Below are 15,869 nucleotides of genomic sequence, written 5' to 3'. Positions count from 1 at the left end.
GCAAACAGAGTCTGTTTGAGGCGAACTCCGACCCGCTGGAGCAAAACAGGGGCTGTTTGGGGCGAACTCCGACCCGCTGATGCAAAACAGGGTCTGTTTGAGACGAACTCCGACCCGCTGGAGCAAAACAGAGTCTGTTTGAGACGAACTCCGACCCGCTGGAGCAAAACAGGGTCTGTTTGAGACGAACTCCGACCCGCTGGAGCAAAACAGGGTCTGTTTGAGATGAACTCCGACCCGCTGATGCAAAACAGGGTCTGTTTGAGACGAACTCCAGCCCGATTCCCCGTGTGGATGCCAACTCGGCCGTAAGGCATACACAGCATCGTCTTAGCACGAAATCACATAGTTATGGAGCTTTCCATACCTTTGCATGCAAGTAAAAAATATGGCTATTGAATGGCTTATTCAACAATGGGAATAAAAATCATCTTTATGCAATACTATAAAAGTGGCTATAAGGCCGCTCTACAACCTGTTCGTAAATATCCTGACATTCATCATGGCAAAATATGCCGTTTGACCGCAAGAGCATTATGTGCTTTGTTCGCAGCTCTGTTTCTGTTTGCTTCCTGCGGTGAAAATAATAAGGAAAGCACGGATAAAGTTGTAGAGCAGGTTGAATCGACTGCAAATATCAATGCCTCGGAGCGCGGAAAGAAGATGGAGCAACTGCTGAACAACTTCAACAGGCAAAGCGGAAAGAAACGTTTCGCTGCAGCCAAGCCCATCTTCGCCCTACTCTATCGAGAGGAAATGACCGACAGTTTGCTCAACGTTACGCCCGATATGCCAATCGATAGCCTGGATATGCAAGTGTGGTACTGGGCCGGCGAATATTTCTATGAAACGCAGGATAACAACGACGGACTGCATTATGCCATGAAAGCCCTGCCGCTAACTCTTAAAAGCGACGACCTACAGCTGCAAAGCGACTGCGAACGACTGGTGGGATTGTTCTATTTCCGGCGGTCGGACTATGTGCAGGCCATTGAGTACACACGCAAGAGTTTGGAAATAGACCGGCGTCGGGGCGATAAAAGTCGCATCAGCAGTTCGCTCAACACACTGGCCGGTATATGTTTGGTTGCCAAACAGCTCAAAGACGGCGAACGATATATCATCGAAGCCATACGCTACAGTACCGCCGCGCAGGATTCAAACCGCATGGCCATCCAGTATGGCATGGCATCCGAAATCTATCACGCCATGGGAAAGGAACATAAGGCACTCAACTATGCCCGCCGGGCCTATGAGCTCGACCAGGCACGCGGCAACACGGCTAAGGTGGGCATACGCCTCTCTCAGATGACAGATGCGCTGATGTCGCTCGGACAGTTCGCCGAGGCCGAACGCTCAGTGAAACGTGCTATACCGATATTGGAAAAAGCCGATAATAAGCTGTCGCTCTCCGTGTGCCATAACCAGATGGGCGAACTGCTCAATCGTCGTGGAGCACATGCCGAGGCTGCACAATATTTCGAAAAAGCAGCCGAGGTGTTTGCCGCCAGAAAAGACCTCTACAACGAAAGCAGGGCGAGGATTGGACTGTATGAGGCGCTCAAAGACACGAACCCCACAGAGGCGAGCCGTCAGGCCATGCGTTATGCTGCGCTGAAAGACTCTATCTATCATCACGAAATGGAACAGAACGTGAGCCGCTACAACGTGAAATATAAAACCGAAGAGATGGCCCACCAGAAAGAACGAGAACATACTGAAAAGCGCATCATTCTCATCGTAAGTATCGCTTTGATTGCAATTCTGTTGCTCGTCGTGGCAGCCCTTGTCTACATGAGCAGAATACGTCGTCGCAGTCATCAACTCCTGGAGCGAATGAGTAGACTACGCGAACATTTCTTCACCAACATCACCCACGAGTTTCGCACGCCGCTCACCATCATCCTCGGTCTTAGTCACGAATTGCAAGGATTCACCGGCACTCCAGACGAGATGGACGACAAGGCAAAAACCATCGAGCGACAAGGCAACGGACTGCTTATGCTCATCAATCAGCTACTGGACATCTCAAAAATCAAATCATCCGTGGGCGACCCCGACTGGCGCAACGGTAACATATCGGCCTATCTGGCCATGATTGCAGAAAGCTATCGCGACCTTGCAAACAGTAGGAACATCAACCTGCAGTTCTTCTCGAAAGATAATGTGAATATGGACTTCGTGCCCGACTATGCCCGCAAAGTGCTCAACAATCTGCTCTCGAACGCCTTCAAGTTCACACCCGAGTACGGAAAGGTGAGAGTATTGGTGTGGAGAGAAGAAAACCAACTGCACATCGACGTTTCGGATACAGGAAAAGGAATGGATAAAGAAACCTGTGCACACATCTTCGAGCCATTCTATCAAGGCGAAACCGATATGCGTAACATCGGAACAGGAGTAGGGCTAACTCTGGTGAAGCAAATAATTGACTCGATGAACGGAACCATAACCGTGGAAAGCGAACAAAGAAAAGGAACCACCTTCCATATAAAAGTGCCTATACGAAACCAATGCCGACAACACATAACCGACGAGACCGAAATGAACTATCCGATGATGCCCGATAACGACACCGAAACTCCGATGGATAGCGATAGCGGAAATGATAATGCTAACCGACTGCTCATAATAGAAGACAATTCGGACATCGCTGCATATATCGGCTCACAGTTTACCGACCGATACGACATAGCCTACGCCAGCAACGGCAACGAAGGAATAGAAAAAGCTCTCGAACTCGTGCCCGACCTCATAATAACCGACCTGATGATGCCCGGCATCGACGGTTTGGAACTGTGCCGACAGGTACGCAGCAACGAAATCATCAACCACATTCCCATCATCGTTATAACCGCAAAGAGCAGCGAAACCGAACGAATAAAAGGAATAGAAGCCGGAGCCGACGCCTATCTATACAAGCCGTTCAACACAGACGAATTGCTCACGAGAGTTGAAAAACTGCTCGAAGGACGACGCATTATGCGCGAAAAATTCGGAGGAGAAATGATAGAACAGAAAGAAAACAATTCTGCCCACTTCAACGAATCCGAACTGCGCTTCATTTCGAAGGTAACAGATGCCGTTTATTTGCAACTAAGCCGTAGAAAGGAAATAAATGTGTCGCTCATAGCATCGATTGTTTGTATGAGCAACAGCCAGTTCTATCGAAAAATAGTAGCTCTGACAGGCTATACTCCCACTGCCTATATTCAGCGAATCAAAATAAAGAAAGCAAAACTACTGCTGGATGGCGACCCAAAGATAAGTTTTGCAGAAGTGGCCGACAAGTGCGGGTTCGACGCATATCCAAACTTCGTGCGAGCGTTCAAAAACGTGTGCGGAGTTACGCCTACCGACTATCGGAAACGAGAAAACCTGTAAAAACCCAACTCTAACGCCCTGAAATATCCGAGAGTTTTTATGCGAGTTCGGTTTGATAGAGACTCCCACTCGGGCGTTCCGCCCGCATGTAGGGACAGACCCCGTGTCTGTCCGCCCCTGACGCGACAGGACGAAATATGTTATGCGGTCGGTAGACCGAATTGGCATGGGGCTCGGACAGACACGGGGTCTGTCCCTACATGCGGGCTAACGCCCGAATTGGCATCCGTTGTTTATTACCCATTGACTCATCGGAGGCTTAAGCAGATTCTTAAACCGAACTCACGTAGTTTTTCGTCCCAACTTTGGGAAAACGTCCCGCAGTTTGTTTTGACTCGTCCTAACTTTGGGAAAACGTCCCGCTGTTTGTTTTGACTCGTCCCGACTTTGGGAAAGCATCTCGCTGTTTGTTTTGACCCGTCCCAACTTTGGGAAAACGTCCCACAGATTGTTTCGACTCGTCCCAACTTTGGGAAAACGTCTCGCAGTTTGTTTCGACCCGTCCCGACTTTGGGAAAACGTCTCGCAGTTTGTTTTGACTCGTCCCAACTTTGGGAAAGCATCCCGCAGTTTGTTTTGACTCGTCCCAACTAGTTGGAAAGCATCCCGCAGATTATTTTGACTCGTCCAACTAGTTGGAAAGCGTCTCGCAAATTATTTCGACTCGTCCAACTACTTGGAAAACGTCCCACAGTTTGTTTTGACTCGTCCAACCAGTTGGAAAGCATCCCACAGATTGTTTTGACTCGTCCAACTAGTTGGAAGGCGTCCCACAGATTATTTCGACCCGTCCAACCAGTTGGAAAGCATCTCCGCAATGCGAAACCTTTATTCCAACCCCGAGACGAGCTATTTGTACATGTAGAGCTGAAGGATGGGATAAAGGGCGGCTCGCAAACGAACTAAAAAACCGTCGCCACAAACCTGAAAGAGCTTCGGAGCAACCCGCACGAAATGGTATTGAAGACGAATGAACGAAACAGGGTCGCGACGCGTTTCGAGATACATAATCAGTCGAGCTTTTAGAAAATCGGGGGCGGCAGACTGAATTTGATTCATCAGTTCGAACCGTGCACCATAGAGCGGCAAAACCAGTCGGCGAGTACTGCGATAATGCCCCATTCCCCACACCAAAGCGTTCAAAGCGTTGCGCCAGGAAGGCAGACTGCGATGGAAATCTTTATAGGTTGCAGCATCGGCGTGCCGACGGAAATTAACCAGAACAGAATCGAGAAACACTATGCTGTCGTGAGCCGCAGCGGTTATGCAGAGCGCGGCGTCGTATATGGAATGGCGAAATATCGGATGATTGTCGGGCGGCAGTTCGCCGAGCAACTCGCGACGGAAAAGTAGCGTATGGCCAGGCAGGGCGAGAAACATCATTCTGAAAATGCTCGTGTTGCGCGGCCTACTGTCGAAGTGAGCAAACGAGCCGTCGGACGAGAACGGGCGGGAGTGACAGCTGCACATCATATTCGGCCCGATAGCCCGCATTTGTTCGGCTATTTTGTGCGGTTCCCATATATCGTCCTGGTCGGAAACGGCAATAAAACTGCCCGTGGCCCTTCGCATCGCCGAGAGAAAATTGCCGTTAACACCGTGCCGCCCTTCGTTTCTGAAAAGACGGATAACTGAATAATTGCGAGCATAACGCTCGAGGATAGTCCAGGTGTCGTCGGTCGACCCATCATCCTGCACTATTATTTCGTGAATCGGATAAGTTTGCGCAATGATGGAATCGAGCTGTTGCTCAATGTAACGCGCGCCGTTGTAGGTGCACAGAACAATTGAAACCGTGTTGTTCATTGGTAGAGATATTCAATCAGTAGCGTGCCGTTCCATATTGCGAGCCACAATGTGAGCGCAGCGAGCAAGGTTCGCATAACAATTCGCGGCCAACCGGCGAGGCGAGGCAGAATGAAGGCCATGCCGAGGGGAATAACGTAGGCCCAATGAGCGGTCATGATGTAAACCTCGTTTATGCCAAAGCCAAATACAAGATGAAGCAAAACGTCGAGCGCTAAGAACGACAGGGCCGTTTGCATGAGCCTGTTTCGCCGTCCCATCCACGCACCGAGAACAAAGAGCATAACAAGCAGGGCTTCGACAATGTAATTGAGCACAGAGTCGTAGCAAACAATAACCGGGCGGTTGCGCATCACGTCGCCAAGCAGATATCGACGATGGAGCTGCAACGATTCGCCGAAAAAATTCTCCTTTAAAGTTTCTGTGCGCGATGTTGTCATGTCGGTCCAATTCAGGAATCTCTTCCTGCTTATCGGTTCGCCGGCATTAGCGCGGTCGGGTTGCATCGCCCGAAGTTTTAACTGCTTCTGCCGATGTGCCCGCCAGAATCGGGTGAATGCAGCGGTGCGTGCCGAATCGTTTGCAATACTGGTTGTGTCGTTGAACATCTTTCGCAAGCTGTCGCGCTCGGCTCTTACGACCAAACTGCGCTTAATCTTCGCAACTCTCACGCTTTCGGCCACGAACGTTTCGTGTTCCCATTCGCCAAAGAGCGCAAGACCTATCGCGGGGAGAATAACGGCGGGGAGGATGAACTTTAGTCGGAAGAATCGCTTTCCATTCACGAAGAGCGCAGCCAGAATAATCTTCAGTCCGTTATTGAGCGATATTCCGGCCGTGAGCAGAAACAGCGCCACGGTTTGCCAGGCACGCATCGGTACACCGTTGCGCATCATCTTGCCCGAAACATAGAGCGTGAGCAACAGTGCGAAGAGCGACATCACGAAATGGTCGGGACACACAGCCGCCAGCATCACGTGAGCGAACGAAAAAAGCATTGCCGAAAGCGTTGCAGCCTCGAAAGTGCTTGTGCCGATTAGCTCTTTGCATATTCTGAACATCAGCACGAAGGCCCACACCGAGCACACAAGCAGCACCGCTCCGACAACGAACTGTGCGCAGTTAATGCCCGTAAGTTCCATCAGGGCACGGTTCAGAACATAAAGCGGATAACAGAAGAAAGCGAGCAGCGGGTGCCTATTCACGTCGAACGCCGTTGCCCAGCTCGAAACCACGCAATAGGTTAGCGGGTCGAAACCCGAGATATGAAATCCGTCGATGAAAGTTTTGCGATAGTTCCCTTCGGCAGAAGAGAAAACGGGGAAATATCGCGCAATAACCAGCGCCTGAAGAATAATCTGCCAAACAAGAAACGCGGCTGTTGGCCAACGCTCCTCACGACGAATACCGGGCACACTGCTCATCCGAGAAGATACATTGCAATCTGCCCGCCGTTGTAAATCCACAGCCACAAGGTTAGCGCGACAAGCAGAATCCGCATAACGCGCCGCGGACCGTAGGCCAAGGCTCGCATCGTGTAACCCAACGCAATGGGAACGATGAACGCCCAGCCGGCCGTCATGATATAAACTTCATTTATTCCGAAACCCATTATTATATGCAGCGTAACATCGAAAGCGAACCACGCGAGAAGCATCGCAAAGAATCGCTCCCGGCATGCAATCAACGAGCTAAGAAGGAATAAAAGAACAATAAGACCTTCGATGATATAATTGGCCGTCCAGTTATAGGGCACGAATATCGGTCTGTCCCACGACACATCTTTCAGCAAATAATTCTGATGCAGTTGGAACGATTCGCCGAAGAAATTCTCCTTTAAAGTTTCCGTGCGCGAGGTTGATACGTCCATCCATTTTCCCACTCTGCTATCAAAGGCCGCCCTGCCCGTGTGCGCGTCGAGCCACGCTTTGCGTTCGGCCAGTCGGGCTTTGAATTTCTTTGCATTCTTTTTCAGATTGGCTCGCTCGATTTTGTGAGCAACCTCTTTCTGCGGAACCTCGAACGCATAATATTGAGCTTGCTGAATGCCGACTAGTATTCCCAGCGGAAGCAATATTCCCACAAGCAGATTCTTCCATCTGAAGAACCGCCGACCATTCGCAAACAACGATGCCAGAAGAACCTTAACGCCATTCGACGCCGATATTCCGGCCGTGAAAAACATCAGTCCAAACGTTTGCCACGTTCCCATTGGCTTGCGTTCCTTCATTTTCCGCCCTGCAATGTAGAGCGTCATCAGAAGAAGCATCAGAGAAATTATAAAATGGTCGGGCGCCATCATCGGCAGCATCACATGCGCAAACGAAAAGAGCAAGAAGGTGAGCAGTCGCGCATCAAACGGTTTCAGTCCAACCACCTCGCGCATTATGCGATACATAAACACGGCCGAATAAACCGTAGAAACCACCAGCACTACGGCCATGAAGAACACCGCGAAGTTGGTTCCCAGTTGTTCAATCATCCAGTGGTTCAGAAGATAAAACGGATAGAGAATACTAAGATAAAGCGGATGCCGAACCGTTTCGAAATGGATGCGCATGCCCGAAATAGTTATCCACGACCAGCAGTCGTATCCCGACAACCGGAAATTCTCCAAGAATATTGTCCAGAATCCGCCGTGCGCTCCCATCGTGTAAACCGAATAATGACTGTAGATAACCAGCGCATTAAAAGCCACTGCAATAAAAAGTACAGCTAACGCCATCCAGCGTTCTTCTTTCTTTATTTTGAATAAACCCAGTGCTGACATTTTTCTATAATCTTATTTGAGTTTTAAGGTTTCTTGCGCGACAAAGTTAACATATTCTTCAATATACTCTACGCCTGTAGCTGCGCCGCACGGCTTAACGCACCGACCGCCACCATCCAGGATTAACGCGCCGTTTCGGAATAAAACGCCTAGGCGCTCCGGCAGTAAGAACGGCATTAGCGTCCTCGGAATGCGACGTTCCGGCGATAAAACGGCATTAGCGTTCCCGGAACGCCGCGTTCCGGCGATAAAATGGCATTAGCACTCCCGGAACGCCGCGTTCCGGCGATAAATTGCCGTTAGCGCCCCCGGAACGTGGCGTTCCGGCGATAAAATGGCGTTAGCATCCTCGGAACGCCGCGTTCCAGAGATAAAATGGCGTTAGCACCCTCGGAACGTGGCGTTCCGGCGATAAAATGGCGTTAGCGCCCTCGGAACGCGACGTTCCGGCAATAAAATGGCGTTAGCACTCCCGGAACGTGGCGTTCCGGCGATAAAATGGCGTTAGCACTCTCGGAACGCGACGTTCCAGAGATAAAACGGCGTTAGCATCCCCGGAACGCCACGTTCCGGCGATTGCAAACAAAAAATAATTAGCATTATTATCCACGACTCGCGTATTAATAAAACAAACAAGGGTGCGCTCCCACAACGGGACGCGCACCCTCTTGCGTAGATCGCTATCTACTAGAAAGGAGAAGCCTATTTCTTTGGCGGACGGTTCACCTTTTCGTCGGATATGAACGTGATAGTCCGCCTGTATTCCGGTCGAGCAAAAGTCCTTGACCCATTACCATCTACCAATATGGAGCCGGGTATTATTCGCAGCATCAAATTGTGCGTTGAGGTTGTTCCGCCGAATGAGAGAATGTTGTCTACAAAGAACAGCTGTTGAACCGTATGGTCTTTGTCGGCATAATGAAGTTTGAAAACCGGCGGAACGGGGTTGATTAAGAATTGCGCCGGGTCGTTCTGATAGAACGAAATCTTACACTTCAGATCAAAGTTCGGAGCCGATGCCAACGCACCCTGCAGAAGAGTGTTACTGGTGTTCGGTACAAGAACCTTGCTCGGTAAATTCTTTATTATGAGAATCGAATCCGAAATAATCGACCATTCCACCTTCAAAGAATCGTATATCGGCCTACCGGTTTTCTCATCGTTCTTTCCTGTGTAAAAAGTCATTTTCCCATGATAGTCGCCCTTAACCTCCTTTAGGGCCGACTGACGCTCTTCGGGCGTTAGAGTTCTAGGCCACCAACTTGGGTCGCTGTCACACGAAGTGAAAGCCAGAACGGCAAATACCAGAATTGCCAAATACTTAAATGTTTTCATAATTAAAAAATCGTTTGGTTTGTGTTTACGCCCTTTTAAACATCCATCGGCCATAAAGATTGCTTTTCGCCCTGGTTAATTGATGTTAAGCCAATCGGCCCCTTATCATCATGTTCCATATTTTTGCCACGTTTTTTTAAGCTTCATTCAAGCAATTACATCTATCCTGACGCATTTATACGGATGAATAACGATGAGAAGTGCATCAACACAAGACAAGGAGAAACAAATAATAGAACTCTTCGTGCGAGATGAAAGTTCGGCGATGGACAAACTCTACAACGAATATGCCGACAAGCTCTTCGGAGTGTGCAGGCGCTATCTGACAGACTACGACTCAGCGCAGGACGCACTACAAGATTGCCTGATAAAAATCTTCACACAATTCAAGAGTTTCGAATATCGAGGCCAAGGCTCGCTGTGGGCCTGGCTAAACAGAATCGCCATAAACGAATCACTCCTCTTCTTGAGAAAAGAAAAAACATCGGCATTCATCAGAACAGGAAACGAACTCCCCGATACCTGCGACGACGAACCGCCCGTGAACGACATCCCAATCGAAACAATTGCCGAACTCATCAGAAACCTGCCTAAAGGCTATCGAACAGTGTTTAACCTATTCGCGCTCGACGGATATTCGCATAAAGAAATCGCCCAAATGCTGGGAATAAAAGAATACACATCGGCATCGCAATATTTCAAAGCGCGAAACATGCTTGCAAGAATGATTAAGCAATACAGACAGAAACAACAACAATGAAAGAACAATGGACCAAACAATTGCGCGAAAAAATGCAGGACTATTGCCCTAAAGCGCCCGACGACATGCTCGCCAACGTAAAGCGCGAACTGAAAAAACAAACCGTCCTCAAACGCGCCACCATCCGAAGACTAACAGTGCTGCGCGCTATCGCAGCCACACTCTTCGCGGCCCTGGCTGGAGCAACCATATACATTCTCAAAAACACTACACCCGAGATAACAAAACCAACAGCCAACGTTCCGGCAAACACAACAACCAATCACCCCCAAACACTCGCCAATCAACCCGAAACGCTCCACGAGTCATTCACAAAAGCGAGTCGTACGAAAAAGGAACTCTTCCAGGATGACGAGCAAGTCATATATAAGAACCATGAAACCTATTGCCCCATCGGAAATGAATCCCTCCAAATAGAAACTCCTAAAACCGAGATTGCCCAGGCTGAAACTTCACAAATCGAAAATCAATCACCACAATCGCCTGAAGCTGTTCTCGAAAAACATGCCAACACCCCCACACAGAATAAAAAAGACAGACATCTCCCGGTTGACAATCTCCCCAACATTAAAGCCGAACAAGCCTACGCTCCCCTAAGCATCGACGCTTATTTCACCGGCGCCGGAACAATCAATCAATCCGCTCTTCCACCGCAATACTATGCCTCAATCTTCGAACCCGAAAATGAATTGATTGCCAAAAGCCTTCTCAAAACAAGCACCACAATACAACACGACCAGCCCGTTAAGTTAGGTCTCTCGGTAGGTTACCCCATAAGCTCGCACTGGACCTTGCACGCCGGTCTTTCCTACACCCGTCTCTCCGCCCGAATATATCGCTCCACCATTTTACAAACAATCACCACAAAACAGCACCTCGATTATATCGGCCTGCCCATAGCCTTGAGCTACACTCTCGTTTCCACCCGTCGAGCAAGAGTTTATCTCGCTGCCGGAACCGAACTGCAGAAACTCGTCAACGGGAAAACATTCAGCATTTCCTCAGAAAACGACGGCGATGCAAACAAAGCCTCCGAGACTACGAAACTTACCGAATCGCAACTGCAAATGTCGGCCAACATCTCAGCCGGACTATCCTACATCGTTATCCATCCGATAGCCATCTACGCCGAGCCCGGTCTGTCCTACTATTTCAACAACGACTCCCCATTGCAGAACTACTATAAAGAACGCCCATTAAACTTCAATATCAATTTCGGCGTACGAATTAACCTCTAAATAATTCCACGCCCGTCTTGGAAAATGCAACTCAACTATCGGCATTTTTCTTGCCGATTAGTTCCTCTTAATTCTGAAAGATTTTTGTTTAGTCGTCATTATTTAGTTTTGCTCTTATCTTTTCAACTGCTTGGCATTTGTCTATGATAGAATTCTTATTCCCGAAGCTTTGATGGCGTTCTTATTCTCGAAGCTTTGATGGGGTTACGCCCAAATGAGTTTGCAAATAGCGAGTGAAATAGGCCATGGATGAGAAGGCGTATCTGTCGGCAATCTCGGAAATCGAAAGATTACTATTGCGTAATTCACGTTGAAGGTCGGTCAGCGTGTAGTGTGTAATCCAATATATCGCACTGTATCCACTCACTTTCTTAACCGTTTCGGATAGATGCTTGGGCGAAACGAAAAGCTTTTCAGCAAAGTAAGGAATGTTGCGATGCCGACGATAGTTTCCTTCGTCAAGTAACTTGAAGAAAGCGAAAGTTAGCGCTGACGACTGGAAGGTGATTTCGCGCGAGCCGTAGATTCTTATCGAGAAATCGAAATTATCTAGAAACAATTGCCAGAGGGCCGATTGCATTATTTCGCTTCTGAAATGATTGCCCTCGATGCTTAGAAGATATATTATGTTTTCATAATCGTGATGCCAACGTTCTTGTTCAGCGGGAAGAAGCTGCATTATGGGTTCGACATTTAGCAATAAACAATAGCGTACAACATAACTCGACCGTCGACCCGACATGAGCAGAAAACGTTGTGAAAGAAAGAATCCTTCAACAGCAAAGTCGTTACTGGATTTAAAATTTTTCATCAGTTCGCGATTGCGAAGAACAATCACTGTTCCTTTGCGAGCTTCTTTCTGCTTGCCGTTATATTCAAAGGTGCAGCTCCCCGATGTGCAGAGTGCATAAATAATCATGTCTTTCGTTACGTCGTCTGATATGAGAGCCAAGTCATTCGTGCGCAGAATCCATTTATTGTCGTATTCTATCATAATTGTATCTCTATGAAAATGAGCGATTAGTTATGTCACAAAAGTACTAAATAACTATGGTTTTATTGCTCATGACTGCTAACTTTTCTTGTATTCGTCTTTCTCAATTTGGTCTCTCATGTGGCTCTGGAAAAGGGTTTTTAAAGATTTGGCTACCTTTGCGAATACTTTCAGAAAGGTCGAAAGTTTCAATTATAGCAACAATTTGAAATCGAAATATGAGAAAGATTATTACCCTTTTCCTTGCTTGTTTAATAACGAATTGCCTACAGGCACAAAACGACACTATCCGGCACGAGGTTCTACTCGAAACCGACAGCGGGAATATTGTGATTGCGCTCTATAATGAAACCCCACTCCATCGCGATAACTTCTTAAAGTTGGTAAAGTCGGGAGCATATAATGGTGTTCTTTTCCATCGGGTCATCAAAGATTTCATGGTTCAAACTGGCGACCTCGGTTCCCGGAAAGCCAAACCGGGACAGCAACTCGGCGACACTCCAGAAACCTATTCCATCCCAGCCGAAATTTGTTATCCCAAGCTGATTCATCGTCGCGGTGCCGTAGCCGCTGCTCGTGAATCAGATGAGGTTAATCCCGAGCGTAAATCGTCGGCCTCGCAGTTCTATATCGTTTGGGGTATCAAATATTCCGATAGCCAACTAGATTGGGCACAGGAAAGACTCAACGTATATACAGGCGGAGCAGTGCAAATGACTCCCGAAATTCGCGACATCTATAAACAACAAGGCGGCACTCCTCATCTCGACGGCCACTACACAGTGTTCGGAGAATTACTTGAAGGATTCGAAGTGGTCGACAAAATTCGTAAAGCATTGGTCGACGAGAACAGCAGACCACTTACCGATATTCATATCAAACGAGCAACAATTATAAAGTAGTTTACCAATCCCCTTATAAGCGCCGGTTCGTTTTAAGATAATTTTCACAGCTTAAAACTTTAACCTAATTTTGTAGCGGAAATATTGCAAGTTATGAATGCTAATGAGAAAACGCTGAATACATTCACAACCCGTGTCAGGCAAATGATTCTCCAATATCAGGAAGTGAAAAAAGAAAACACCCAACTACAATCCATTATAGAACAGCGTGACAAGGAAATCCAAGAACTTCAAGCAAAACTCTCTCAAGCGCAAATCGACTACAATTTCCTCAAAACGGCCCGAATGATTGAAATCACAGACAGCGACATGGAAAATGCTCAAAAAAGAATTGCAAAACTCATCAGGGACGTAAACAGATGCATCACAATACTTAGTGAAGAATAAGTCTGAAAACAAATGGCAAACGATAAATTGAAAATCATACTCAATTTTGACGACACAAAACTATCCGTCACCATTCCCCGCGAAGACGAGGAATATTATCGTTTGGCAGCCAAACAAATAACGAGCACTGTAAACACATACTCTTCCATTTTCAAAGAACAAAAAAGAAAGGAAGAAATCCTATACATGTCTATGCTCGACATAGCGCTGCGCTATCAAAAAGAAAACGCACGAAACGATACCGCGCCGTTCAATAATATTTTAGACCAACTCACATCCGAGATTGAAGATGCTCTGAAAAAACAGTAAATAAAAACTTTTTAAACAACAATACAGATATAATGAATATACTATCCATAATCATCGCCATTGTGTGCCTCATCATCGGAGGTGCAAGCGGATATTCAATCTTTCGCTACTTGATAAAAGGAAAATACAACACATCCATAGAACAAGCTAAGAAAGAAGCCGAAGTAATCAAAGAAAAGAAACTCCTCGAGGTCAAAGAAAAGTTCCTCAATAAAAAAGCCGAGCTCGAAAAAGAAGTCCAAACACGCAATCAAAAAATACAGCAAAACGAGAATCGACTCAAGCAACGCGAAATATCACTCAACCAACGGCAGGAAGACATATTCCGCCGCAAACAAGAAGTTGAACAACAACTGCAGAGAATCGAAAACGAAAAGAAAATACTGCAAACAAAGCACAACGAGCTCGACAAAATGCAAGATATGGAGCGAGCCAAACTAGAAGAACTATCCGGCCTCAGCGCAGAAGAAGCAAAAGACCGACTGATTGAAAGCCTCAAAGACAAAGCCAAACTCGACGCAGCATCCTACATAAACGAAATAGTTGATGAAGCAAAACTCAACGCCAACCTCGAAGCAAAGAAAATCGTCATCAGAACCATACAACGTGTAGCCACCGAAACAGCAATCGAAAATTCAGTTAGCGTTTTCCATATCGACAACGACGAAGTAAAAGGACGAATCATCGGGCGCGAAGGCCGAAACATCCGAGCCCTCGAAGCCGTAACAGGAGTCGAAATAGTTGTCGACGACACACCCGAAGCCATCGTCATTTCAGCCTTCGACCCCGTTCGTCGAGAAATTTGCCGACTGGCTCTACACCAACTCGTGTCCGACGGACGAATCCACCCCGCAAGAATCGAAGAAGTTGTGGCAAAAGTGAAAAAACAATTAGACAACGAAATAATTGAAACCGGAAAACGCACCGCAATCGACCTTGGCATACACGGTCTGCACCCAGAGTTAATACGAATAATAGGTAAGATGAAATATCGCTCATCCTACGGGCAAAATCTCTTACAGCACGCACGCGAAACAGCCAACCTCTGCGCCGTTATGGCCAGCGAACTCGGACTGAACCCAAAGAAAGCAAAACGAGCCGGACTGCTGCACGACATCGGAAAAGTGCCCGACGAAGAAACCGACCTTCCACACGCACTCTACGGCGGTAAGATAGCCGAGAAATACAAAGAGAAATCCGACATCTGCAACGCCATTGCAGCACACCACGACGAAGTTGAAATGACAACTCTACTTGCCCCAATCGTTCAAGTATGCGACGCCATCTCGGGCGCACGCCCCGGAGCTCGCCGCGAAATCGTAGAAGCTTATATCAAACGCCTCAACGACCTCGAATCAATCGCAATGAGCTATCCAGGCGTAACCAAAACCTACGCCATCCAAGCCGGTCGAGAGTTGCGAGTAATCGTAGGCGCCGACAAGATAGACGACACAGAAAGCGAAAAACTAAGCAGCGAAATAGCCACAAAGATTCAAAACGAAATGACATACCCCGGTCAAGTTAAAATCACCGTCATTCGCGAAACCCGTTCCGTGGCCTATGCAAAATAAAAATCTTCCTTAAAAGGGGGAGATTCATGTAATCAAAATCAGTCCGGAGGTGAACATCATTATCAGTGTTCACCTCTTTTCTTTTGTTTATTCTCCAAACAACCATTAAAATATTCTTCATCCTTTCGCAAGACTCAATAGCACTACCGTTTTATATCCTCTAAAAATTCAGAAGAGCATATATCTTTTTGTTTTATATATACGGAAAGTTCCGAACATTATTTACATTATTTTTTATAACTTAGGAAAATTCCGGAAGTAATTTTCATTACTATATTATAGTTCCGTAAAATGCCTAGATTAGTTTACACTATTTTTTCATAATCTCGGAAAGTTCCTAGGATAGTATATCTTATTGTTTTATAACTTCGGAAAGCTCCGGAGATAGATTATGCTATTGTATTATAATTTAG

Annotated in this window: 12 protein-coding genes; 7 read left to right on the top strand and 5 right to left on the bottom strand. The window is 47.1% G+C overall.

The window, feature by feature from the left end; translation table 11 throughout:
• Nucleotides 1-399: 399 nt before the first annotated feature.
• Nucleotides 400-3,384, top strand: coding sequence for a hybrid sensor histidine kinase/response regulator transcription factor (locus HMPREF9140_RS01360; protein ID WP_006951225.1), 2,985 nt, complete (start codon nt 400-402; stop codon nt 3,382-3,384).
• Nucleotides 3,385-4,233: 849 nt separating this feature from the next.
• On the opposite strand, the gene HMPREF9140_RS01355 is transcribed toward HMPREF9140_RS01360, so the two are convergent.
• The 4 genes from HMPREF9140_RS01355 to HMPREF9140_RS01340 all read right to left on the bottom strand — a co-directional run bounded on the left by HMPREF9140_RS01355 (nt 4,234) and on the right by HMPREF9140_RS01340 (nt 9,295).
• Nucleotides 4,234-5,190, bottom strand: coding sequence for a glycosyltransferase (locus HMPREF9140_RS01355; protein WP_006951224.1), 957 nt, complete (start codon nt 5,188-5,190; stop codon nt 4,234-4,236).
• Nucleotides 5,187-6,614 carry a DUF6080 domain-containing protein gene (locus HMPREF9140_RS01350; RefSeq protein WP_006951223.1) on the bottom strand — a complete coding sequence of 476 codons (1,428 nt, stop codon included), beginning with the start codon at nt 6,612-6,614 and terminating at the stop codon, nt 5,187-5,189. The genes HMPREF9140_RS01355 and HMPREF9140_RS01350 overlap by 4 nt, the downstream gene beginning before the upstream one ends.
• The gene (locus tag HMPREF9140_RS01345) at nt 6,611-7,960 is read right to left on the bottom strand and encodes a DUF6080 domain-containing protein (RefSeq protein WP_006951222.1); all 1,350 of its coding nucleotides are present in this window, start codon (nt 7,958-7,960) and stop codon (nt 6,611-6,613) included. Before HMPREF9140_RS01345 ends, HMPREF9140_RS01350 begins: the two co-directional genes overlap by 4 nt.
• A gap of 702 nt (nt 7,961-8,662) precedes the next feature.
• Nucleotides 8,663-9,295 (bottom strand): DUF4840 domain-containing protein, encoded by a 633-nt coding sequence (locus HMPREF9140_RS01340; RefSeq protein ID WP_018572067.1) that lies wholly within the window; start codon nt 9,293-9,295, stop codon nt 8,663-8,665.
• 193 nt (nt 9,296-9,488) lie between these two features.
• Here HMPREF9140_RS01340 and HMPREF9140_RS01335 point away from each other — a divergent pair, with 193 nt between their 5' ends.
• Together HMPREF9140_RS01335 and HMPREF9140_RS01330 are read left to right on the top strand one after the other, a co-directional pair.
• Nucleotides 9,489-10,055, top strand: coding sequence for an RNA polymerase sigma factor (locus HMPREF9140_RS01335; protein WP_006951220.1), 567 nt, complete (start codon nt 9,489-9,491; stop codon nt 10,053-10,055).
• Nucleotides 10,052-11,293 (top strand): outer membrane beta-barrel protein, encoded by a 1,242-nt coding sequence (locus HMPREF9140_RS01330; RefSeq protein ID WP_006951219.1) that lies wholly within the window; start codon nt 10,052-10,054, stop codon nt 11,291-11,293. Before HMPREF9140_RS01335 ends, HMPREF9140_RS01330 begins: the two co-directional genes overlap by 4 nt.
• A 181-nt stretch (nt 11,294-11,474) precedes the next feature.
• Here the strand turns inward: HMPREF9140_RS01330 and HMPREF9140_RS01325 are convergent, their stop codons facing one another.
• Nucleotides 11,475-12,287, bottom strand: a complete 813-nt coding sequence (locus HMPREF9140_RS01325; protein ID WP_006951217.1) for a helix-turn-helix transcriptional regulator — start codon at nt 12,285-12,287, stop codon at nt 11,475-11,477.
• Nucleotides 12,288-12,505: 218 nt separating this feature from the next.
• Here HMPREF9140_RS01325 and HMPREF9140_RS01320 point away from each other — a divergent pair, with 218 nt between their 5' ends.
• The 4 genes from HMPREF9140_RS01320 to rny all read left to right on the top strand — a co-directional run bounded on the left by HMPREF9140_RS01320 (nt 12,506) and on the right by rny (nt 15,456).
• Nucleotides 12,506-13,189, top strand: coding sequence for a peptidylprolyl isomerase (locus HMPREF9140_RS01320; protein ID WP_006951215.1), 684 nt, complete (start codon nt 12,506-12,508; stop codon nt 13,187-13,189).
• Between the two features lie 93 nt (nt 13,190-13,282).
• A complete protein-coding gene (locus HMPREF9140_RS01315) occupies nt 13,283-13,576 on the top strand; it encodes a hypothetical protein (RefSeq protein ID WP_006951210.1) in 294 nt (97 codons plus the stop codon).
• A 12-nt stretch (nt 13,577-13,588) separates the two neighbouring features.
• Entirely contained in the window at nt 13,589-13,885 is a 297-nt protein-coding gene (locus HMPREF9140_RS01310; RefSeq protein ID WP_006951203.1) for a cell division protein ZapA, read from the top strand.
• Between the two features lie 32 nt (nt 13,886-13,917).
• Nucleotides 13,918-15,456, top strand: a complete 1,539-nt coding sequence (rny, locus tag HMPREF9140_RS01305) for a ribonuclease Y (RefSeq protein WP_006951201.1) — start codon at nt 13,918-13,920, stop codon at nt 15,454-15,456.
• The last annotated feature ends 413 nt before the right edge of the window (nt 15,457-15,869 follow it).

The organism is Prevotella micans F0438, assembly GCF_000243035.1.
Lineage (GTDB): Bacteria > Bacteroidota > Bacteroidia > Bacteroidales > Bacteroidaceae > Prevotella > Prevotella micans.
Note: the sequence above shows the minus strand (reverse complement) of the source record. Positions and strands in the feature narration are given on the sequence as shown.